This window comes from Azotobacter chroococcum, assembly GCF_004339665.1.
GTDB classification, from domain to species: Bacteria; Pseudomonadota; Gammaproteobacteria; order Pseudomonadales; family Pseudomonadaceae; genus Azotobacter; species Azotobacter chroococcum.
This window is the reverse complement of sequence record NZ_SMMU01000008.1, coordinates 136,596-156,861: the sequence shown is the minus strand read 5'-3', so window position 1 is coordinate 156,861 and position 20,266 is coordinate 136,596. Positions and strand designations below refer to the sequence as shown.

Annotated in this window: 24 protein-coding genes; 12 read left to right on the top strand and 12 right to left on the bottom strand. The window is 68.7% G+C overall.

Annotated elements, in window-relative coordinates; translation table 11 throughout:
* Positions 1-50 precede the first annotated feature (50 nt).
* On the bottom strand, positions 51-971 hold the full coding sequence (locus EV691_RS09790; RefSeq protein ID WP_131302807.1) for a histone deacetylase family protein: 921 nt from the start codon (positions 969-971) through the stop codon (positions 51-53).
* Between the two features lie 211 nt (positions 972-1,182).
* On the opposite strand from EV691_RS09790, the gene bfr reads away from it, so the two are divergent.
* Complete coding sequence (bfr, locus tag EV691_RS09785; protein ID WP_039805827.1) at positions 1,183-1,647, top strand: bacterioferritin; 465 nt, start codon at positions 1,183-1,185, stop codon at positions 1,645-1,647.
* Positions 1,648-1,695: 48 nt separating this feature from the next.
* On the opposite strand, the gene cueR is transcribed toward bfr, so the two are convergent.
* Positions 1,696-2,112, bottom strand: coding sequence for a Cu(I)-responsive transcriptional regulator (cueR, locus tag EV691_RS09780; protein WP_131302805.1), 417 nt, complete (start codon positions 2,110-2,112; stop codon positions 1,696-1,698).
* 119 nt (positions 2,113-2,231) lie between these two features.
* Here cueR and EV691_RS09775 point away from each other — a divergent pair, with 119 nt between their 5' ends.
* Entirely contained in the window at positions 2,232-2,429 is a 198-nt protein-coding gene (locus tag EV691_RS09775) for a heavy-metal-associated domain-containing protein (RefSeq protein WP_039805825.1), read from the top strand.
* A 47-nt stretch (positions 2,430-2,476) separates the two neighbouring features.
* Here EV691_RS09775 and EV691_RS09770 read toward each other — a convergent pair whose 3' ends face one another.
* Positions 2,477-3,115, bottom strand: a complete 639-nt coding sequence (locus EV691_RS09770; protein ID WP_039805824.1) for a TetR family transcriptional regulator — start codon at positions 3,113-3,115, stop codon at positions 2,477-2,479.
* Positions 3,116-3,390: 275 nt separating this feature from the next.
* On the opposite strand from EV691_RS09770, the gene EV691_RS09765 reads away from it, so the two are divergent.
* Positions 3,391-4,569, top strand: a complete 1,179-nt coding sequence (locus EV691_RS09765) for a Bcr/CflA family multidrug efflux MFS transporter (protein WP_131302803.1) — start codon at positions 3,391-3,393, stop codon at positions 4,567-4,569.
* A 9-nt stretch (positions 4,570-4,578) separates the two neighbouring features.
* On the opposite strand, the gene EV691_RS23335 is transcribed toward EV691_RS09765, so the two are convergent.
* Positions 4,579-4,743, bottom strand: coding sequence for a hypothetical protein (locus tag EV691_RS23335; RefSeq protein ID WP_165496637.1), 165 nt, complete (start codon positions 4,741-4,743; stop codon positions 4,579-4,581).
* 568 nt (positions 4,744-5,311) lie between these two features.
* Between EV691_RS23335 and EV691_RS09760 the strand changes: the two genes are divergently transcribed.
* Together EV691_RS09760 and EV691_RS09755 are read left to right on the top strand one after the other, a co-directional pair.
* A complete protein-coding gene (locus tag EV691_RS09760; protein WP_131302801.1) occupies positions 5,312-5,578 on the top strand; it encodes a PepSY domain-containing protein in 267 nt (88 codons plus the stop codon).
* Between the two features lie 3 nt (positions 5,579-5,581).
* Complete coding sequence (locus EV691_RS09755) at positions 5,582-6,109, top strand: cytochrome b/b6 domain-containing protein (protein WP_131302799.1); 528 nt, start codon at positions 5,582-5,584, stop codon at positions 6,107-6,109.
* 326 nt (positions 6,110-6,435) lie between these two features.
* On the opposite strand, the gene EV691_RS09750 is transcribed toward EV691_RS09755, so the two are convergent.
* Positions 6,436-7,206 carry a phytanoyl-CoA dioxygenase family protein gene (locus EV691_RS09750; RefSeq protein WP_131302797.1) on the bottom strand — a complete coding sequence of 257 codons (771 nt, stop codon included), beginning with the start codon at positions 7,204-7,206 and terminating at the stop codon, positions 6,436-6,438.
* 92 nt (positions 7,207-7,298) lie between these two features.
* Between EV691_RS09750 and EV691_RS09745 the strand changes: the two genes are divergently transcribed.
* The 3 genes from EV691_RS09745 (at position 7,299) to EV691_RS09735 (ending at position 10,270) form a co-directional block, all read left to right on the top strand.
* Entirely contained in the window at positions 7,299-8,162 is an 864-nt protein-coding gene (locus EV691_RS09745; RefSeq protein ID WP_039805813.1) for an alpha/beta hydrolase, read from the top strand.
* 108 nt (positions 8,163-8,270) lie between these two features.
* A complete protein-coding gene (locus EV691_RS09740; protein ID WP_131302795.1) occupies positions 8,271-9,074 on the top strand; it encodes a DUF4892 domain-containing protein in 804 nt (267 codons plus the stop codon).
* Between the two features lie 101 nt (positions 9,075-9,175).
* A complete protein-coding gene (locus EV691_RS09735) occupies positions 9,176-10,270 on the top strand; it encodes an AI-2E family transporter (protein ID WP_131302793.1) in 1,095 nt (364 codons plus the stop codon).
* Positions 10,271-10,276: 6 nt separating this feature from the next.
* On the opposite strand, the gene EV691_RS09730 is transcribed toward EV691_RS09735, so the two are convergent.
* A complete protein-coding gene (locus EV691_RS09730; protein ID WP_131302791.1) occupies positions 10,277-11,278 on the bottom strand; it encodes a patatin-like phospholipase family protein in 1,002 nt (333 codons plus the stop codon).
* A 110-nt stretch (positions 11,279-11,388) separates the two neighbouring features.
* On the opposite strand from EV691_RS09730, the gene selD reads away from it, so the two are divergent.
* A complete protein-coding gene (gene selD / locus EV691_RS09725; RefSeq protein WP_089169125.1) occupies positions 11,389-12,426 on the top strand; it encodes a selenide, water dikinase SelD in 1,038 nt (345 codons plus the stop codon).
* Positions 12,426-13,538 carry a tRNA 2-selenouridine(34) synthase MnmH gene (gene mnmH, locus EV691_RS09720; protein ID WP_131302789.1) on the top strand — a complete coding sequence of 371 codons (1,113 nt, stop codon included), beginning with the start codon at positions 12,426-12,428 and terminating at the stop codon, positions 13,536-13,538. Before selD ends, mnmH begins: the two co-directional genes overlap by 1 nt.
* 7 nt (positions 13,539-13,545) lie before the next feature.
* Here mnmH and EV691_RS09715 read toward each other — a convergent pair whose 3' ends face one another.
* Positions 13,546-14,724 carry a glycosyltransferase family 4 protein gene (locus EV691_RS09715; protein ID WP_131302787.1) on the bottom strand — a complete coding sequence of 393 codons (1,179 nt, stop codon included), beginning with the start codon at positions 14,722-14,724 and terminating at the stop codon, positions 13,546-13,548.
* 369 nt (positions 14,725-15,093) lie between these two features.
* Here EV691_RS09715 and EV691_RS09710 point away from each other — a divergent pair, with 369 nt between their 5' ends.
* Positions 15,094-15,474, top strand: a complete 381-nt coding sequence (locus EV691_RS09710; RefSeq protein WP_242672682.1) for a hypothetical protein — start codon at positions 15,094-15,096, stop codon at positions 15,472-15,474.
* Between the two features lie 51 nt (positions 15,475-15,525).
* Here EV691_RS09710 and cysZ read toward each other — a convergent pair whose 3' ends face one another.
* On the bottom strand, positions 15,526-16,275 hold the full coding sequence (cysZ, locus tag EV691_RS09705) for a sulfate transporter CysZ (protein WP_089169121.1): 750 nt from the start codon (positions 16,273-16,275) through the stop codon (positions 15,526-15,528).
* A gap of 602 nt (positions 16,276-16,877) precedes the next feature.
* Between cysZ and EV691_RS09700 the strand changes: the two genes are divergently transcribed.
* Complete coding sequence (locus EV691_RS09700; protein ID WP_131302785.1) at positions 16,878-18,272, top strand: cytochrome-c peroxidase; 1,395 nt, start codon at positions 16,878-16,880, stop codon at positions 18,270-18,272.
* 48 nt (positions 18,273-18,320) lie between these two features.
* Here the strand turns inward: EV691_RS09700 and EV691_RS09695 are convergent, their stop codons facing one another.
* From EV691_RS09695 to folM, 4 genes are all read right to left on the bottom strand, one after another.
* Positions 18,321-18,662: a HopJ type III effector protein gene (locus EV691_RS09695; protein WP_131302783.1), complete on the bottom strand. Its 342-nt coding sequence runs from the start codon at positions 18,660-18,662 to the stop codon at positions 18,321-18,323.
* Entirely contained in the window at positions 18,659-18,952 is a 294-nt protein-coding gene (locus tag EV691_RS09690; protein ID WP_131302781.1) for a DUF1244 domain-containing protein, read from the bottom strand. The genes EV691_RS09695 and EV691_RS09690 overlap by 4 nt, the downstream gene beginning before the upstream one ends.
* A gap of 114 nt (positions 18,953-19,066) precedes the next feature.
* Positions 19,067-19,444, bottom strand: coding sequence for a dihydroneopterin triphosphate 2'-epimerase (gene folX / locus EV691_RS09685; protein WP_039805803.1), 378 nt, complete (start codon positions 19,442-19,444; stop codon positions 19,067-19,069).
* Between the two features lie 41 nt (positions 19,445-19,485).
* A complete protein-coding gene (gene folM, locus EV691_RS09680; RefSeq protein ID WP_131254853.1) occupies positions 19,486-20,196 on the bottom strand; it encodes a dihydromonapterin reductase in 711 nt (236 codons plus the stop codon).
* Positions 20,197-20,266: the final 70 nt, after the last annotated feature.

Genomic DNA, 20,266 nt, shown 5'->3' with positions numbered 1-20,266 from the left:
CGGGGCGGGAGAGGGGGCGCGCATTCTACTCCGCCGGCGGCGCAGCGGGTTCAGCCGAGGCCCAGCTCCCGCCAGAGGCGCGCCGCGCTGTGGTGGAGGATGCCGTGGCGCCGCGCCAGGGCCGCACGGTCCGGGTCGTAGCCGCCGCCGATCACGCCGAGCACCGGGATTTCGCGCTCGAGGCAGTGGCGCAGCACGGCGCTGTCGCGGGCGGCGAGGCCGGCATCGCTGAGTTGCAGATAACCGAGGGCGTCGTCCCGGTGCACGTCGACCCCGGCGTCGTAGAGCACGATGTCCGGCTGGTACAGCGGCAGCAGGTAGTTCAGCGCATCGTCGACCACCTTCAGGTAGTCGGCATCGCCCATGCCGCGCGGCAGGCCGATGTCCCAGTCGCTTTTGGCCTTGTGCGCCGGAAAGTTCTGCTCGCAGTGCAGCGACACGGTGATCGCGTCCGGGGTGTCTTCGAGGATGCGCGCGGTGCCGTCGCCCTGGTGCACGTCGCAGTCGAAGACCAGCACGCGGCCGACCCGCCCGTTCGCCAGCAGGTAGCGGGCGATCACCGCCAGGTCGTTGAAGATGCAGAAGCCCGAGGGATGGTCGTAGTGGGCGTGGTGGGTGCCGCCGGCCAGGTGGCAGGCCAGGCCGTGCTCGAGCGCCAGTTCGGCGGCCAGCAGCGAGCCGCCCACCGCCAGCAGGGTGCGCCGCGCCAGTGCCGGGGTCCAGGGCAGGCCGAGGCGGCGCAGTTCCTCGCGGCCCAGCGCGCCGCTGCAGTAGCGCTCGATGTAGGCCGGGTCGTGGGCCAGGGCGAGGATCTCCGCCGGGCAGGGCTCGGGACGGCGCAGTTCGGCGTCGCTGGTCAGGCCGCTGGCGACCAGGTGGTCGCGCAGCAGGCGGAACTTCTCCATGGGGAAGCGGTGGCCGTCCGGGAAGGGCGGGCTGTACTCGTCGTGGTAGACCAGCGGCAGGGGCATGGCGAGGCTCCGCGGGGTGGACCCGGAGTATCGCCGGCTGGCGCGCTGCGGCTCAAGGTCGCCGGCGGCCGCTAATCCTGCGGTGCGGGTTTTCCCGGTCATCCTCTGGCGCTATGCTGGAGAAAAGCCCGGCGCGAGGCCGGACTTGACCAAGGGACGCTCAATGCGGATCCTTGCGCGCTTTTTTACCGATAGAGAACCGGGGGTTGAAATGCAGGGGCAGGCGCAAGTCGTCGATTATCTGAAGGGACTGCTGCGCGGCGAGCTGGCGGCGCGCGACCAGTACATGCTGCACTCGCGGATGTACGCCGACTGGGGGCTGAGCAAGCTCTACGAGCGCCTGGATCACGAGATGCAGGAGGAGACCCAGCATGCCGACGCGCTGCTGCAGCGTCTTTTGTTCCTCCAGGGCACGCCGGACATGAGTCCCGAGCCGATCAACCCGGGGCAGACCGTGCCGGAGATGCTGCGCAACGACCTGGCCTTGGAGTACCACGTGCGCGGCGAGCTGGCCCGCGGCATCACTCTCTGTGAGCAGCTCGGCGACTACGTCACCCGCAACATCCTGCTGGCGCAGCTCAAGGACACCGAGGAAGACCATGCCTACTGGCTGGAGCAGCAGCTCGGCCTGATCGATCGCATCGGCCTGCAGAACTACCTGCAATCGCAGATGTGAGTCCCGCTCCGGCCGTCGGCCGGAGCCTCCCCCGCACAGGGCCTGTCGTCAGGACGGGCCCTGGCTTCCGGTGCTGCAGCCCGACGCCAGCTCCCTGAGGATCGGGCAGTCCGGGCGCTCGTCCCCCCGACAGTGCTCCACCAATTCCCGCAGCGTGTCGCGCAGGCTGGCGAGTTCGTCGATTCGGCGCTCCAGCGCCGCGATGTGCGCGCTGGCCAGGGCCTTCACCTCGGCGCTGGCGCGCTGGCGGTCCTGCCAGAGATCGAGCAGCCGGCCGACCTCCTCCAGGGAAAAACCGAGATCCCGTGCGCGTTTGATGAAGGCGAGGCGCTGCAGGTCGGCCTCGGCGTAGCGGCGATAGCCGTTGTCGCCGCGTCCGGCCGGGACGATCAGGCCGATGGCCTCGTAATGGCGGATCATCCTGGCGGACAGACCGCTGCGCTTCGCTGCTTGGCCGATGTTCATCGGTAGTGTTCCCCTGCATGCTGCCGATTGGCCGCCGCGCCGGCTCCTCCCGGAGGCTTGACCTTGTCAGGGTGGCAAGCCTGACACTGCGGGCAACCATACTCCAGAGGAGCGTCACGATGCAGAAGTTTCAAGTGAAGGGCATGAGCTGCGGTCACTGCGTGCGGGCCGTCACCCAGGCCGTGCAGGCGCTGGACGCCGCGGCCGAGGTGCAGGTGGACCTGCCCACCGGCGAGGTACAGGTGCTCAGCCGGTTGCCTGCCGAGCAGGTGATGGCGGCGATCCGCGAGGAGGGCTACGAGGTGGCGCCGGCCTGAGCGGGCATGCGCCGCCCGTCCGTGCCCGGCGGAGGGGCGGCGTGGCCTCAGGCGGAGGCGCGCTGTTCGGCGATCTGCCAGTCGACGAGCAGGCCGCTGAACAGGGTGTCGATCATCGCCGGCGCCTCGGCCAGGGTATCGAACAGCCCGGGATCGCGCAGCCGGTCGCTGAGCATGCCGATCAGGGTGGCATGCAGCAGGCGTGCCGCCAGGCGCGGACTGATGCCGGGGCGCAGGCGCGCCCGCCCGCGCTCGAACTGCTCCTCGCTGAGGGCAATGAAGTGGTTGATGAAGTCGGTGTGGCGTTCCCGCGCATCGCTCAGTTCGTCGGTGAACTCGCAGCGCAGCAGCAGGATGGTCAGGAGGTTGCGCTTCTGCTCGTTGCCGGCCAGGCCGGCCATGAGTTCCACGAAGAGGTCGCGCAGGTTCTGCAGGGGATGCCCGGCCGTGGGGGCGTTCAGCCGCTCGGCGAGCTGCTCCCGGCGCGGACGGACCTGGTTGAGCATTTCGTCGAGCAGATGGCTCTTGTTCTGGAAGTGCCAGTAGACCGCGCCCCGCGTTACGCCACTGGCGCGGGCGACCTGCTCGAGGCTGGTATGGGCCACGCCGTTGCGCAGAAACAATTGCTCGGCGGTGGCGAGGATGTTTTCGCGGGTCTTTTCGGCATCAGCCTTGGTTCGACGCATATCGTGTTCTGAATGGTTGGCGGTGATGAAATCCGGTCATTGGTTTGGCCGGCGGCTCCGCGCAGATCGAGAGAATCCTGCCGACCGCGCGCCCTTGGAATCCTGAGTCTACCGCCCTTTATCTGCCCGGAGCGCCGCGTTTACACCTTGTTTACAAGCGAATCGGTATGTAAAACATCGCCGGACGTCTTCGGTGGATGCCGTTGCATCGTCCGCCTTCCGTTCTCCTCCATGCATTCCGTGGCCGCCCTCGCCGCGGAGGGAGCCATGCCATCATGACCCTGCCCCTGCTGCTGATCCTCGGCGCCCTCACGGCCTTCGGGCCGCTGGCCATCGATTTCTACCTGCCCGCCTTCCCGGCCCTGGCGAACACCTTCGGCACCGATGTGGAGCGGGTCCAGCTGTCCCTGGCGGCCTATTTCATCGGCATGACCATCGGCCAGCTGGCCTACGGGCCGCTGGCCGACCGCTTCGGCCGGCGTCTGCCGCTGCTCTTCGGGGTTGCGTTGTTCAGCCTGGCGTCGCTGGCCTGCGCCCTGGCCGGCAGCCTCGAGCAACTGATCGTGGCGCGCGTCGCCCAGGCCCTCGGCGGCTGCGCCGGGATGGTGGTGGCGCGCACCGTGGTGCGCGACCTGTGCGATCCGCTGACCACGGCGAAGGTGTTCTCCCGGCTGATGCTGGTGATGGGCCTGGCGCCGATCCTCGCGCCCCTGGCCGGCGGGCTGCTGCTCCAGGCGTTTGGCTGGCGGTCGATCTTCGTCTGCCTGACCCTGTTCGGCGCGCTGACCGGCCTGGCGGTGGCCCTGCGCCTGCCGGAAACCCTGACCGCCGATGCGCCGCGGCCATCCTTCGGCGACGGCTTCCGGCACTACGCCAGACTGCTGCGCGACCGGGAGTTCCTGACTTTCAGCCTGGCCGGCGGGGTGGCCATGGCCGGGATGTTCGCCTACATCGCCGGCTCGCCGTTCCTCTTCATCGAGCTCTATGGCGTGCCGGAGGAGCACTACGGCTGGCTGTTCGGCAGCAATGCGGCGGGCTTCATCCTGGTCTCCCAGCTCAACGCCCGCGTGCTGCGCTGGCGCGGCCCGGGATTCTGGCTGCGCCGGGTGGTTTGGCTGCATGCCGGCAGCGCGCTGCTCCTGCTGCTGGTGGCGATGGCGCGTCCCGTCGCGCTGTGGCCGCTGCTGCTGCCGCTGTTCGTCTGCATCGCCAGTCTCGGGGCGATCATGCCCAACGCTGCCGCCTGTGCCCTGGCGGCGCAGGGCAGCCAGGCCGGCAGCGCCTCGGCGCTGATGGGCAGCCTGCAGTTCTGCGTGGCGGCGCTGGCCGCGGCGCTGGTCGGCGCGCTGCACGACGGCAGCGCGCTGCCCATGGCCCAGGTGATCGGCCTCTGCGCGCTGGTCGCGACGGTGCTCGCCTGGTACAGCGGTCAGCTGGATACCCGGAAGCGCTGAGCGGCGTCCTCAGCCGCGGCGTCCCGGCCAGGGATGCGGCGCCTGCAGGCGGCTCTCCAGACGGCTGGCGAACTGGCGGGCCTCGCGTTCGTTGCGAAACGGCACGGCGAGCGCGCCCAGTCGTACCGTCCAGTGGCCCTGGGGTTTGGCGATCGGTTGCACGATGACTTGCATGGTCTTCTCCTCTGCTGTCGCCGGGCAGTGATGCTGCGCCCGGCGCCATCTTCTACGGGAATCTTCCGGCTGCCGCCCGCCGCGCCGGATGATCCGGGGCAAGACCTGCCGCGCAGCTGCTTGCGGCAAATTGCCCGTTCGTCCTGCCGCCGCCTCGGTGAAGGCGCTTGGCGTATTTGGCTGAGGCTCGAATCTCGTCGCGGCGGCCCGGCGTCATCCTGGCTGGCTATCGTTAAGGCTGTGTTAAGCCGGCCGGCGCAGAGTCGCCATAGGGTCTGTTGACGTTTTGGCGTAGGCCGCGACGGCGGCCCGTTTGGCGCAGAACAAGGAACGAGGAGAGAAGTTTGGTCATTCCAAATGAACGACGAGCGACGCCGTGCTGCGCCAAACGGGCCCCGTCCCTGCGGGTTGCGCGGCAAATGCCGCCATGCGGCGTTGCGGGTCTTGGCAAGGGAATGACCATTGCCGGCGACCCGCGCCTTGCCTGGCGGCATTTGGCGCGGCAACGCGGCTCACGCCAAAACGTCAACAGACCCTAACACCATTCCCCCACACGAGGTTGTTCATCATGCGCAAGATCGTTCTGCTGGGCCTCGCCCTGGCCAGTCCGCTGGCCCTCGCCGGCCCCCAGTGCACCGAGACCGACAAGGCCCAGTGGCAGGACCAGGCCAAGTTCCAGGAGCAGCTCAAGGCCCAGGGCTACGAGATCAAGAAGTTCAAGGTCACCGACGGCAACTGCTACGAGATCTATGGTTACGACAAGGACCAGCGCAAGGTCGAGATCTACTTCGATCCGGTGAGCGGCAGGCCGGTCAAGGAAGAGATCGAGGACTGATCCATGGGCAATGAAACCCTGCGCCTCTGGGACCCGCTGGTGCGCCTGTTCCACTGGTCGCTGGCCGGCGTGTTCGTCGCCAACTACTTCTTCACCGAGGAGGGCGAGTTCTGGCACGTCTGGCTGGGCTACTACGCACTGGCCTGGCTGCCCGTCCGGGCGCTGTGGGGTTTCATCGGCTCGCCGGCGGCGCGCTGGGCGGATTTCTGGCCGACCCGCGCGCGCCTGACCGAGCACCTGCAGGCGCTGAGAAGCGGGCGCCCCTATCACCGGCTCGGCCATTCGCCGCTGGGCGCGCTGGTGATGATCCTGATGATGGCCTGCATCTTCGGCCTCGGCGTGAGCGGCTTTCTGATGCAGGAGGTCGACTACTTCTGGGGATCGGATGCGCTCGAGGAGGTGCACGAGCTGCTGGCCAATGGTCTGCTCGGGCTGGTCTGCCTGCATCTGGCGGCGGCGCTGGTGGAGAGCGTCCGTCTGCACGAGAACCTGCCGCTGTCGATGATCACCGGGCGGCGGCGCAAGCTGTAGCGAGGCGCGCCAGGGCCGGGCTGGCGATTATTTGTGCAGCGCACCGCAGCCCGCACGGGCTCGGCATCCGGCCCGCTCATCCCGGCCTTATCCACCGCCTTTTCCCCGCTTTTTGTTGAGAAACGCGGCTTCGTTTTCCGAAACGATATCCTGCGGCCAGCCGTCTGTGGACGGGCGAGGAGGGCGGGTCGCGGCGCCACGGCTGGACAAAAACTGTACGGTTTGACTGCGGGCCAGGCTCCATGCGGCCTGTAGCCCGGAATGCCAATGTTATCCACCGTTGCACCCACAATCTTTGTGAGTAAAGGTCGGCTGCTGGCGCTCCCTCAGTCGTATTCTGCCGGCGCATGCTCGCCCAGCAGGCGCCGCTGGCGTGCGCTGCAGGCGGCCAGCACCGCCGGGTCGAAGCGCCAGTACAGATAGGGCGAGAACTTCTGTGCCACCATCCGCCTCCCGTAGTGCACCTGCAGCAGGTAGCGCGTGCGGTCCTGCGTGCGGTTGCGGCTGCCGGCATGCCACAGTTCGCTGCGAAAGAACAGCACGTCGCCGGCCCGGCACAGCACCGGCTCGGGCGCGCGGCCCTGCCACTGGTTCTCGTCCGGGCGGGGCGGGCGGCCGGCGCGGTGACTGCCGGGGATCACCAGGGTCGGGCAGAGGTCCGCGTCGATCGCATCGAGATAGAGATGCGCCGTGCCGATCTGCATGGGCAGCCGGAAGGCCGGGTCGGCGAGCAGGGCCGGCGGCAGTTCCATGACCAGGTAGTCCAGGTGCAGGTCGGCGCCGATGAAGCCCGGATGGCTGCGCCAGGCGGTCTGGCCGATCACGTGGCAGTCGGCGCCGAGCGCGGCCTCGGCCAGTTCGATCACCCCCGGCAGGTCGAGGTAGGGCAGCCACATCGGTGAACGGTTGAAGACGCACTTGTAGTGGTCGACCAGCCCGGTGTAGTCCCAGTGCTCGGGCTCCAGGCGGTCGATGGCGCCGCGCAGCTCGGCGATCTGCCCGGCATCCAGCACGCCGGGCAGCAGCACGAAGCCCTCCTCGTGCAGCGCCTCCAGGCGCCGGGCGGTCAGTTCCGGGGAAATGGCGTCGTGGGACATGGCCTCTTCACCTTGGCGTTGTCGCTCCAGTCTAGCGCGGGGCCGGCATCCGTTATGCTGCGGCTCCTGCACCCTGGCGCCAAGGACTCTCCATGACCCTGCATTTCGAAGAGGTTCGCCTCAATCTGCCCCATATCGAACTGGCCGCCCACCTCTACGGACCGGAGGACGGCCAGCCGGTGCTGGCCCTGCACGGCTGGCTGGACAACGCCATGAGCTTCGCCCGCCTGGCGCCGCGCCTGCCGGGGCTGCGCATCGTCGCCCTGGACTTCGCCGGCCACGGCCATTCCGCCCACCGTCCGGCCGGTCTGGGCTACAGCCACTGGGAGCATGCCTTCGACGTGCTGCAGGTCGCCGAGCAGTTCGGCTGGCAGCGCTTCTCCCTGCTCGGCCACTCGATGGGTGGCATCGTCGCCGTGCTGCTGGCCGGCGCGCTGCCGGAGCGGATCGAGCGGCTGGCGCTGATCGATGGCGGCATGCCGATCACCCGCGAGGCCGCCGAGGCTCCGCTGCAGCTTGGCGATGCCCTGCGCGGGCATCTGGCGCTGGCCGGCAAGCGCAAGCCGGTCTACGAGAGTATCGAGCGGGCGGTGCAGGCGCGCATGCACGGGGTCGCCGCGCTGAGCCGCGAGGCCGCTGAACGGCTCGCCGAGCGCGGCCTGATGCCGGTGCCCGGCGGCTACACCTGGCGGGCCGACAGCCGCCTGCGGCTGCCCTATGCGCTGCGTCTGGACCCGGCCCAGGCCGAGGCCTTCGTCCGCGCCGTACGCTGTCCGGTCAGCCTGGTGCTGGCCCGCCAAGGACTGCTGGCCGGGCGGCCGCCGGTGGCGGCGCTGCTGAAGGAGCTATCCTTCGAGGTGCACGAGCTGCCCGGCGGGCATCATCTGCACCTGGACGACGAGGCCGGTGCCCAGGCTGTAGCAGACTGTTTCAAAGCCTTCTTTCCCGTGCCTTGACTTGCCGGAGGCTGGCCGGGAGAGTGGCCGCAACCCGGGGCGCCATGGCGGAAGGCCTTGCCAGTCCGGCCCCGCGGCCCCGTTCGAGTCGAGCTTTCGAGGAGCCGGATGCGTCTGACCATATTCTGCTGCCTGGCACTGGCCGGCAGTTCCCTGTTGGCCGCCGATCTGCCGGGCAGCCACGACCTCGAGGTGCTGCCGCGCTTCCCCCACACCGAGATCGTCGATTTTCGCCAGGTCGAGGCGGAGCGGACCTATCCCCTGGGGAGCGTCCGGCGGATCAGCGGCCAGCTGCGCTACGAGCGCGAGGTGTCGGCCGAGGGTGCGCTGACCGCGGCGACCTACCGGCTGCCCGCCGGGCATGTCGCCGCGGAGGCCTTTGCCCAGGCCCGCACGGCGCTGCTCGGGCAGGGCGCCGAGCTGCTCTACTGGTGCGAGGGGCGCGAATGCGGCTCCAGCAGCCTGTGGGCCAATGCGGTGTTCGGCAACGCCCACCTGTACGGCCCGGACGAGCGCCAGGCCTACGCGCTGCTGCGTCTGGCCGCGCCGCGCCGCGACAGCCTGCTGGCGTTGTACGCGATCACCCGCGGCAACCGCCGGGACTACCTGCACGTCGAGCAGCTCGACGCCGCCGGCGAACTGGGCGAGCTGCTGCCGGCCCCGGCCACCCTGCTGCGCCAGCTGCGCGCCGACGGCCAGCTGCTGCTGCCTGGCCTGAGCGGCGAGCCCGGCGCGGCCTGGGCCGAGCTGCTGGCCCGCAGCCTGATGCTCGACAGCACCCTGCGGGTCGCCCTGGCCGGTGCGCAGGCGCCGGCCTGGCGCGCTGCGCTCATCGAGCGTGGCGTGCGCGCCGCGCGCCTGGAGCTGGACGAGGCGGCCGTCGCCGGGCTGCGCCTGAACCGGCTGCCGTGAGCGCCGGGCTGTCGCCCGGCGCCTTTCCTGCCATTCGCCTTGCGCAGAATGTCTCTATAGTCGAGCCTTCCGCCGCCTTTCCGATGGAGTTGCGAACCCGAATGTCCAACAACGATCGTTTGCTGGTGCTGTTCCTGCTGGTGGCATTGCTGGGCGCCTGCCTGTGGGTGCTGCTGCCGTTCGCCTCGGCGCTGTTCTGGGCCGCCGTGCTGGCCTTCGCCAGCTGGCCGCTGATGCGCCTGCTGACGGGATGGCTGAACGGGCGCGAGTCGGTGGCGGCCGGCCTGCTGACCGCCGGCTGGGTGGTTCTGGTGGCGGTGCCGCTGCTGATGTTCGGCTTCAACCTGGTGGACTACATCCGCGAGCTCACCGGGCTGATCAACACCCTGCGCCTCGAAGGCCTGCCGCCGCCGCCGGAGTGGCTGGCCGGACTGCCGATGATCGGCGACGAGCTGGTCGATCTCTGGCGCGCCGTCGATCAGCAGGGCCTGGTGCTGTTCGCCACCCTCAAGCCGTACCTCGGCCAGGTCGGCAACTGGTTGCTGGCGCGCAGCGCCAAGCTCGCCGGCGGCATGCTGGAGCTGGTGCTGAGCCTGGTGCTGGTGTTCTTCTTCTACCGCGACGGACCGCGCCTGGAGCGCTTCGTGCAGAGCCTGCTGGAACGGCTGATCGGCGAGCGCGCCGAGCACTACCTGGAACTGGTCGCCGCCACCGTGCAGCGGGTGGTCAACGGGGTGATCGGCACCGCCGCGGCCCAGGGGCTGCTGGCGCTGATCGGCTTCTGGATCGCCGGGGTGCCCGGGGCGATGCTGCTCGGCCTGCTCACCTTCGCGCTCAGCCTGATTCCCATGGGACCGCCGCTGGCCTGGATGCCGGCCACCGCCTGGCTGGCCTGGCAGGGCGACTACGGCTACGCGATCTTCCTCGGCATCTGGGGCATGTTCGTGATCAGCGGCGTGGACAACGTGCTCAAGCCCTACCTGATCAGCCGCGGCGGCAACCTGCCGCTGGTGGTGGTGCTGCTCGGGGTGTTCGGCGGCATCTACGCCTTCGGCTTCATGGGCCTGTTCCTCGGCCCGACCCTGCTGGCGGTGGCCTACAGCCTGCTCTGCGACTGGGTGAGCGAGCCCGGGCCGGCCGACCAGGCGCCGGCGCGCCAGGCCGTGCAGGAGGAGAGGAGGGAGGAGCGGGCGTAGCGGCCTCTAGGCCTCGTGGTCGCGCTCGTAGGCCTCTAGGCTGTCGCGGGCGATCTGCCGGCCGAGCTGGATCATCTCCGGGGCCCGGTGGAACTCGAAGAAGCGGCAGGCCTGCTTGGGCACGTTGATCAGGATGTCCGGCGGATAGCCGGCGATCTTGTACTGGGTCAGCGCGTTCTGCATGACCTCGAAGCTCTGGTTGACCAGGTCGAGCAGCGTCGCCGGGGCGAGGGAGTCGACCACCTTGGCGCCGCTGGCCGACTTCGGCGGGCTTTCCGTCTCCGGGTCGGCCGGCTCGCCCAGCGCGTCGCGCACCGGCACCGGCACCGGCACCGGCAGCGGCGCGCCGTCCTCCTCGCGCCGGCGGAATGGCAGGCGCGAGCCGAGCGAGTCGAGCACGGCGTCGACCCGGCCCTTGCGCAGTGCCGGGCGGTCGTTCGCCGGCAGCCGGTACTGCTTGTGGTTGGGCGCGCCGAGATTGACCGCGACGATCAGGTCGCAGTGGCTGGACACCACCGGGACGATCGGCAGCGGGTTGAGCAGGCCGCCGTCGACTAGCATGTGCTGGCCCTTGGTCACCGGGGTGAACAGGCTGGGAATCGCCGCCGAGGCGCGCATCGCCTGGTGCAGGCAGCCCTCCTGGAACCAGATCTCCTGGTGGGTGGTGAGGTCAGTGGCCACCGCGGTGAAGGGGATCGGCAGGTCCTCGATGTTCACCTCGCCGACCATCTCGCGGATGTGCGCGAACACCTTGTCGCCGCGAATCACCCCCATGCTGAAGCTGACATCGAGCAGGCGCAGCAGGCCCAGGTAGCTCAGGCTCTCGATCCACTCGCGGTACTCGGGCAACTTGCCGGCGGCATGGATGCCGCCGATCACCGCGCCCATGGAGCAGCCGGCCAGGCAGCCGATCCGGTAGCCGCGCGCCTCCAGCTCCTCGATCACCCCGATGTGGGCATAGCCTCGCGCGCCGCCCGCACCCAGCACCAATGCCACCCGCTTGCCCATGGAATCCCCCGTACCGCTTGTTCCTGAACCATACGCCGGGCACGGCGCGGCGCCAAGGTGCGCTTTTGATACAATTCGCCGCCTGTTCCGTTCCCCTTCGAGGACGCCCCGTGAGCGAGCCCATTCGTCTGACCCAGTACAGCCACGGCGCCGGCTGTGGCTGCAAGATTTCCCCCAAGGTGCTGGAAGTGATCCTCGCCGGCAGCGGCGCCCAGAACCTCGACCCCAGGCTCTGGGTCGGCAACGCCTCGCGCGACGACGCCGCCGTGTACGGCATCGACGAGGAGCGCGGGGTGGTGTCCACCACCGACTTCTTCATGCCGATCGTCGACGACCCCTTCGACTTCGGCCGCATCGCCGCGACCAACGCGATCAGCGACATCTACGCCATGGGCGGCGACCCGCTGCTGGCCATCGCCATCCTCGGCTGGCCGATCAACCTGCTGCCGCCGGAGGTGGCCCGCGAGGTGATCGCCGGCGGCCGGGCAGTCTGCGACGACGCAGGTATTCCGCTGGCCGGCGGGCATTCCATCGACACCCCGGAGCCGATCTTCGGCCTGGCGGTGACCGGCATGGTGGAAAAGCGCTTCCTCAAGCGCAACGACACCGCCACCGCCGGCTGCCGCCTGTACCTGACCAAGCCGCTGGGCATCGGCATCCTCACCACCGCCGAGAAGCGCTCCCGGCTGCGCCTCCAGGATGTGGGCCTGGCGCGCGACTGGATGTGCACCCTGAACAAGCCCGGCAGTCGCTTCGGCCGCCTGGACGGGGTCAAGGCGATGACCGACGTCACCGGCTTCGGCCTGCTCGGCCACTTGGTCGAGATGGCCGACGGCAGCGGGCTGTCGGCGCGCGTCGAGTTCGCCGCGGTGCCGCGCTTCACCGATCTGGAGTATTACCTGGAGCAGAACTGCGTGCCCGGCGGCACCCTGCGCAACTTCGACAGCTTCGGCGAGCGCATCGCGCCGCTGCCGGAGCTGTGCAAGCTGATCCTCTGCGACCCGCAGACCAGCGGCGGCCTGCTGGTCGCGGTGAGTCCCGAGGGCGAGGCGGAGTTCCTCGCCACGGCCGCCGGGCTGGGCCTCACGCTGGCGCCGATCGGCGAGCTGGTCGAGCGACAGAGCCTGGCGGTCGAGGTGCTCTTCTGATGCGCGCCGATACCGCCGACTACCGCCAGCTTTTCCTGAATGCAGTCCCCATGATGGATACCCGCGCCCCGGTGGAATTCGCCTGCGGCGCCTTTCCCGGCGTGCTCAACCTGCCGCTGATGACCGACAGCGAGCGGCAGAAGGTCGGCACCTGCTACAAGCAGCACGGCCAGCAGGCGGCCATCGAGCTCGGCCACCGGCTGGTGTCCGGCAAGACCAAGGAGCAGCGCATCCAGGCCTGGGCGGACTTCGCCCGCGCCCATCCCGAGGGCTACCTGTACTGCTTCCGCGGCGGCCTGCGCTCGCAGATCGTCCAGCAGTGGCTGAAGACCGAAGCCGGCATCGACTACCCGCGGGTGATCGGCGGCTACAAGGCGATGCGCAACTTCCTCCTCGACACCACCCGCCAGGCCACCGAGCAGTGCGGGTTCCTGCTGGTCGGCGGCCTCACCGGCACCGGCAAGACCGAGGTGATCGCCGCCCTCGGCAACAGCCTGGACCTGGAGGGCCACGCCAATCACCGCGGCTCCAGCTTCGGCAAGCGCGCCACGCCGCAGCCGGCGCAGATCGATTTCGAGAACCGCCTGGCCGTCGACATCCTGATAAAGCGTGCGGCCGGCATCGGCCAGTTCGTGCTGGAGGACGAGAGCCGCCTGGTCGGCAGCTGCTCGCTGCCGCTGGAACTCCACCAGGGCATGCAGCAGTACCCGCTGGTCTGGCTGGAGGACAGCTTCGAGGGGCGCGTCGAGCGCATCCTGCGCGACTACGTGATCAACCTGTGCGCCGAGTTCGTCGCCGTCGAAGGCCCGGAAGCCGGCTTCGCCGCCTTCGCCGCGCGTCTCACCCAGAGCCTGGCGAACATCGTCAAAAGGCTCGGCGGCGAGCGCTACCAGCGGCTGGCGGCAATCATGGCCCAGGCGCTCGCCGAGCAGGGCGAAGGGCGTGGCGTCGAACTGCACCGCGAGTGGATCGTCGGCCTGCTGCGCGAATACTACGACCCGATGTACGCCTACCAGCGCGAGAGCAAGGCCGGGCGCATCGTCTTCGCCGGCGATCAGGCGGCGGTGCTCGCCTATCTGCGCGAGCGCGCAGCCGCGGCCGCCGGCGGCTGACGCCTTCTCAGCCGACGCTGGGGCGGCCGGCGGCGAGTTCGGCGGGGTTGTGCAGGGCGCTGCGCAGGTAATCCTCGAACTGCTGGATGATGGCCTCCCAGCCCTGGTGGCTGGCGTGCTGGCGGGCGTTGAGGCGCACCCGGCGCAGGTTCTCCTCGTCTTCCAGCAGCCAGCTCGCCGCCTCGTTGAAGCCCTGCTCGTCGCCCGGTTCGGCCAGTGCGCCGTTGTGGCCATGGCGGATGTGCTGGGCGGCGGCCGCCTGGTCGTAGGCGACCACGCCGAGCCCGGAGGCCAGCGCCTCCAGCACCACATTGCCGAAGGTTTCCGACAGGCTGGGAAACAGGAACAGGTCGCCCGAGGCGTAGTGGGTGGCCAGTTCCTCGCCCAGCTGCATGCCGCAGAAATGGGCTTCCGGCCACTGCTGCTCGAGGCTGGCGCGCAGCGGACCGTCGCCGACCACCACCAGCTTCAGCCGGCGCTGCGGATGGGCCGCCTGCAGGTTGCGGAAGCTGCTGCCGAGCAGGCCGAGGTTCTTCTCCGGCGCCAGCCGCCCGACGTGCAGCACGACCAGGTCGTCGTCGCCCGCGCCCCAGGTGGCGCGCAGGCTGGCGGAACGCCGGGCGGGCTGGAACAGCCGGCTGTCGACGCCGCGCGAGAGAAGCTCCAGCCGCTCGAAACCGCGCCGGGTCAGCTCCATGCGCTGGCTGGCGCTGGGCACCAGGGTCAGCTGCGAGTGATTGTGGAACCAGCGCAGGTAGCGGGTCAGCAGGCGGCTCAGCAGGCCGAAGCCGTAATGGCCGCTGTACTGCTGGAAGTTGGTATGGAAGCCGCTGACCACCGGAATGCCCAGGCGTCGCGCGCAGCGCAGGGCGGACAGGCCCAGCGGGCCTTCGGTGGCGATGTAGATCACGTCCGGGCGTTCGCGCTTCCAGCGGTGCAGCAGCTTGCCGGTGGCCGACTGGCCCCACTGCAGCCCCGGGTAGCCGGGCAGCGGCCAGCCGCGGGTCAGCAGCAGCTGCTCGTCGCTGCGCCGGCCCCGGTCGGCGTTCTGCCGGGGACGCACCACCTGCACGCGATGGCCGCGGGCGCGCAGCCCGGCGCACAGCCGGCCCAGGGTATTGGCGACGCCATTGACCTCGGGGGGGAAGGTTTCGCTGATCAGAGCGATGTGCAGGGCGGTAGTCATGGCATCAGTCTCGGACGATGATGTGTCAGACCGATGACGAGCGCTTGACGTTCCGGTGACAGGCCGAGACGCGGCGCACCGCTCGTCCGTCAGTCTGGCTGCAGAGAAGGACGGGCCGACACCCGTTGCCCTCCTTATGGGGTTACACTAGCAGGTCGACTTCACTGGGGGTTGTCGACGTTCTGGAGGAGGCTGCGACGCTGGCCCGCCTGCTACAGAGGGAGCGAGGGAGGTCTGGTCATTCCAGACGACCAGGGAGAGACGGACGGGCCCCGTCCCTTCGGGGGCGCGACAACGCGGCGCACGCCAGAACGTCGACAGATCCCTGAAACTCCTGAGTTTCCGATCCTGCAAAGGCACGCGCCATCCATGTCCATTTCCGTTTCTCCGCTTCGCCGTCTCTCCGCCATTCGAACCGCCACGCCGGTTGACCATCCCGCCAGCAATCGCTCCCGCATGAATGTCATCGAGATCATTCGATGGGCCAGGGACGAAGGCATCGCCCTGAGAGTGAGCGGCGACCGTCTGGAGGCAGACGATATCGCGCCTCCCGATCTGCTGGCCGCGCTGCGGGCGCAGCAGGGCCTGCTCGTCGAATTCCTGAACGCTGCCGGGGAGCATCCCCGGCGCAAGGTCTGGCCCGTTGCGGTGTCCGGTTACCGGTTTTTCCTGATCGGTCCCTGCATGAGTCGCACCCAGGCCCTGGCGCTGCTCCGCTGGCGCTGGAGCGATGCCGAACTCCTCGATTGAGCTCGGAGAGACGCCCGCGGCTCCCCGCTTCAGCGCCGGACCCGGGCGCCGTCAGCGCGGCGAATGGACCGGCAGGCCGCCCTCGCGCACCCAGAACAGCGTGGCGCCGGCCACCGCGGCGGGCATGATCAGCAGGTTCAGCCCCGGCACCAGCAGCGCGGCGTAGGTGATGCCGCCGAAGCTCAGGCTCTGCCAGCGGCGCGCGCGCAGCCAGGCGAGCATGTCGTCCCAGGACAGCTTGTTGTTGTCGGCCGGGTAGTCGATGTACTGCACGGCCATCATCCACACGCCGAACAGCAGCCAGAGCGGCGGGGCGAGCAGGTTGAGCACCGGGATGAAGGAGAGCACCAGCAGAAACAGCGCGCGCGGCAGCAGATAGGTCAGCTTGCGCCACTCGCGGCTGAAGGTGCGCGGCGCCATGTCGAGCAGCTCGCGCCAGTGGAAGGGCGGGAAGTGGTCCTCGCCGCGCACCACCACCTCCACCTTTTCCGCCAGGAAGCCGTTGAAGGGCGCGGCGATGACGTTGGCCAGCAGGGTGAAGGTGAAGAACACCATCAGCACCACCAGTCCGACGAACAGCGGCCACAGCAGGTAGTCGAGGAAGGCCAGCCACTGCGGCAGGCTGGGCATGAGGGCGTCGACCCAGAGCTCGAACTGGCGTACCGCCAGGCCGACCAGGGCGGCGAAGAGCAGCAGGTTGACAGTCAGCGGCAGCAGGACGAACAGACGCAGTCCGGGGCTCAGGACCAGTTTCAGGCCTTTGCCCAGATAGTGCGGGCCAGACAGGACGGACGGGGGCATGGGGGTCTCCGGAGGCAAATTCGCGCCGACCTTACCGGCTTTGCCGGGACAGGAAAAGCGCTGCCGGGGGCTGATAGAGCTGGCCTATGGACCAGATTGATTTTGAAAATTTCCGTGAGCCGGATTCCACAGGTAACTTTCAAGCATCGAATTTGAGAACGACTCGACGGTTGCAGGGGCCGCCGCTCTCCTTGAAGTCTTCCCCTTGACTGGGTGGCCCCCTTTTCTTCTCCCTTTCAGGCCTGGCGGCGGGTTGTTGCAGCGTACGCCGCCCGGGCCGTTTTATTCCACTCCGCCCCGACATGCCGGCAGCGCCGTACGCCAAGGCGGTGGCGTCACGGTGTTTCCCCTCCCTGAGTTCCAGCTGAATGACTGTTGCCCTTGGTCGTCTGCTTCGATAGTGCATAAAGCACTTATCCATACAGAAAATAGCTTCTGTCTATGAATAGTATTGGCTTTAGGCATTTCCTTTGCCAGGGGCAGGAGCGTTAAGGTTCCGTTCATCTGATTTGTGCTTCAGTCGACGGTCGAAGCCTTGAGCTTCCCGGCCGACCCGCCGTCGGCTTTGCCCCGATTACCAACCCCTTGGATAAGGATGACCCGTGAAAAAGCTACCCCTTGTCGTCGGTGCCTGCGTCGCCGGCTACCTGGCCACCGTCTTCATCGTCGATCGCTTCGACGACCGCATCAGCCGCCAGCACCTGGCCAGCGCCGAGCTGAAAGGCCTGGACAACCTGACGACCCAGGCCTTCGAGGTGCTGAACGGCAACGGCTGCCAGTACTGCCACACCAACAGCAGCGAACTGCCGTTCTACGCCAGCCTGCCGGTCGCCAGGCAACTGATGGAAAAGGACATCGAAATGGCCCAGCGCCAGTTCAACATCGAGTCGCTGCTGGCCAACGTGCAGCAGGGCAAGCCGGTGTCGGAAGTGGACCTGGCCAAGATCGAGTCGGTGATGGAGGACGGCGCCATGCCGCCGAACCTCTACCTGAGCATGCACTGGCGCTCCCGGCTGTCCGACGCGGAGAAGGGCGTGCTGCTCGACTGGGTGAAGGCCGAGCGCCTGAAGCGGCAGCCGGCCGGCGTGGTCGCCGACGCCTTCAGGCATGAGGCGGTGCAGCCGATCACCACCAGCTTCCCGGTGAACCCGGCCAAGGTCGAGCTGGGCGACAAGCTCTACCACGACACCCGGTTGTCCGGCGACGATACCGTCTCCTGCGCCAGCTGCCACGCCCTGGACAAGGGCGGGGTCGACCGTCTGGACGTATCCGTCGGAGTGGGCGGCTCGAAGGGTCCGATCAACGCGCCGACGGTGTTCAACTCCGCCTTCAACGTGCACCAGTTCTGGGACGGCCGCGCCGCCGATCTGCAGGAGCAGGCCGGCGGCCCGCCGATGAACCCGCTGGAGATGGCCTCGACCTCCTGGCAGCAGATCGTCGGCAAACTGGCGCAGGACGCGCCGCTGAGCGCCGAGTTCGCCGCCCTCTACCCGGACGGCATCACCGCGAAGAACATCACCGACGCCATCGCCGAGTTCGAGAAGACCCTGGTCACGCCGAACAGCCGCTTCGACCTGTTCCTCAAGGGCCAGAGCGACGCGCTGAGCCGCGTGGAGCAGGAAGGCTACGCGCTGTTCAAGGAAGCCAAGTGCGCGACCTGCCACGTGGGCGAGGCGATGGGCGGCCAGTCCTTCGAGCTGATGGGGGTGAAGAAGGATTATTTCGCCGACCGCGGCAATGTCAGCGAGGTGGACCACGGGCGCTACAACGTGACCCAGGACCCGAAGGACATGCACCGCTTCAAGGTGCCGACCCTGCGCAACGTCGCGCTGACCGCACCCTATTTCCACGACGCCAGCGCCAGGACCCTGGAAGAGGCGGTCGACAAGATGGCGGAGTATCAGGTCGGCGTGAAGTTGTCCAAGGACGAGGTCGGCAAGATCGTCGCCTTCCTCAACACCCTCAACGGCCAGTATCAGGGCAAGACCCTGCAGTAACCCGGCGGTTTCCGGGGGCGTTCGCCCCCGGTTCCCGTCCGGTCCGGCTCAGCCCTTGCGGCCGAGCGGTTGGCTTTCGAAGCGCACGCCGGCCAGGCCGCTTTTCATGAGTGCGCGGATGTTGCCATGGTCGCTGCCGGCGGGGTCGGCCAGCACGGCGCGGTAGTGCTCGCCGAAGGCCAGCAGGGCCTCCTCGTCGTTCAGGTCCTCGAGCAGCGCCAGGCCCAGGGTCTTGCAGGAGCCCTCGTTCTGCCCGGCGGCGTTCTCCACCGAACCGTTGGCGAAGGCGCTCGGCCGGTAGTCGTAGTGTGCGGCAATGAAGGCCAGGGTGTCGGCGAAAGCGTGCTCCCCGCTGCGCAGGCGGGCACGGAAGTCGTTCAGATCGGTCATTTCTTGCTGCTCTTCTCGAAGGCCGCCACCTGCTCGGGGCTGGCCTCTTTCTGGTATTTGCCTTTCCACTCGTCGTACGGCATGCCGTAGATCTCCTCGCGCGCCTCTTCGACGCTGAGGTCGATGGACAGGTCGTCGGCGGCGGCCTTCAGCCATTTCCACATGCAGTTGCGACAGAAGCCGGCGAGGTTCATCAGGTCGATGTTCTGCACGTCCGGCCGGCTGCGCAGATGCTGGACCAGGCGGCGGAAGGCGGCGGCTTCGAGTTCGATGCGTTGTTCTTCGGTCATCGTGGTTCCCCGGCTGACAGTCGTCGGTAGAGTAGACGGCCGGCGAGGCGGCCGCCGGGCGCGATCATAGCGCGCTGCCGGCGGCCGTCACCAGCGTGCCCGGGCGGGCCGGAGTCAGCCTTCGCGGCGGGCGGCGAGGGTGATCGACACCGACTCGGCGAAGCGCAGGGCGTGGGGCTTGTCCACCTCCACCTCGGCATAGCGCACGCTCGGGTAGCCCATCACCAGGTCGAGGATCTCCTGGGTCAGGCGCTCGAGCAGGGCGAAGCGGTTCTCCTCGACGTGGCGGATGATCGCCTTGGTCAGGGTGCGGTAGTTCAGCGCCTGGTCGATGACGTTGTCGCGCACCGCGCCCACGGCGGGGTAGAGCACGGTGAGGTTGATCAGCACGTCCTGCTTGTTGAGGATTTCCTCCTCCTTGATGCCGATGTAGGTGCGCAGACGCAGGTCCTTGACCCGGATCCGCGCCATGCCTGGCTCCAGTCGCGGCATAGCCTTGCTCCATCCTGTCGGTTGCGGAAGTGGGGCGGCACTCACTTGAGGTGACGGCCGCCATTGACCGTCAGCGTGGTGCCGGTGACGTAGGGATTGTCCAACAGATAGCGCAGGCCGAGGTAGACCGCCTCGGCGCCGGGCTCGATGCCGAGGGCGGACTTGGCCAGGGTCCTGGCGCGGTAGTCGGCGTCGTCCTCCGGCTTGAAGAGGATCAGCGCCGGGGCGATGCCGTTGACCTTGATGCGCGGCGCCAGGCGCGCGGCGAAGGACAGGGTGAGGTTGTCCAGGCCGGCCTTGCTGGCGCTGTAGGCGATGTGCCGGTCGCTGCCCTTGCGCGTCACGTCGTCGCCGATGTGCACGATGTCCGCCGGGCTCGAGTGCTCCAGCAGCTCGGCGCAGTGCAGGTTGATCAGGTAGGGCGCCAGCATGTGTACGCTGAACAGCCGCTGGAAGGTCTGCGCCTCCGTGCCGGGCGCCTCGCCCAGCCACTCCGAGGCGTTGTGCACGATGGCGCGCAGGCGGTCGGTGTGCGCCTTGAGCCGCTCGATGAAGGCGAGGATGCCGGCCTCGTCGGCGAAGTCCGCGTGCAGGGTCGGCGCGCCGCGCTCGCGCAGCCGTTCCAGGCCCGGGCGTTCGCGGCGGAAGGTCGCGATCACCGGCTGGCCCGCGTCGAGCAGGCGCTCGGCGCAGTACAGGCCGATGCGCTGGCTGGCGCCGGTGATCAGGATGGGGGCCGGGGATGCACTCATGGGGGGGACTCGCACAGCCGGGGAAGTGGGTCCAGCGGCGCAGCATCCGGGTACCTGACCAGTAGTAGGG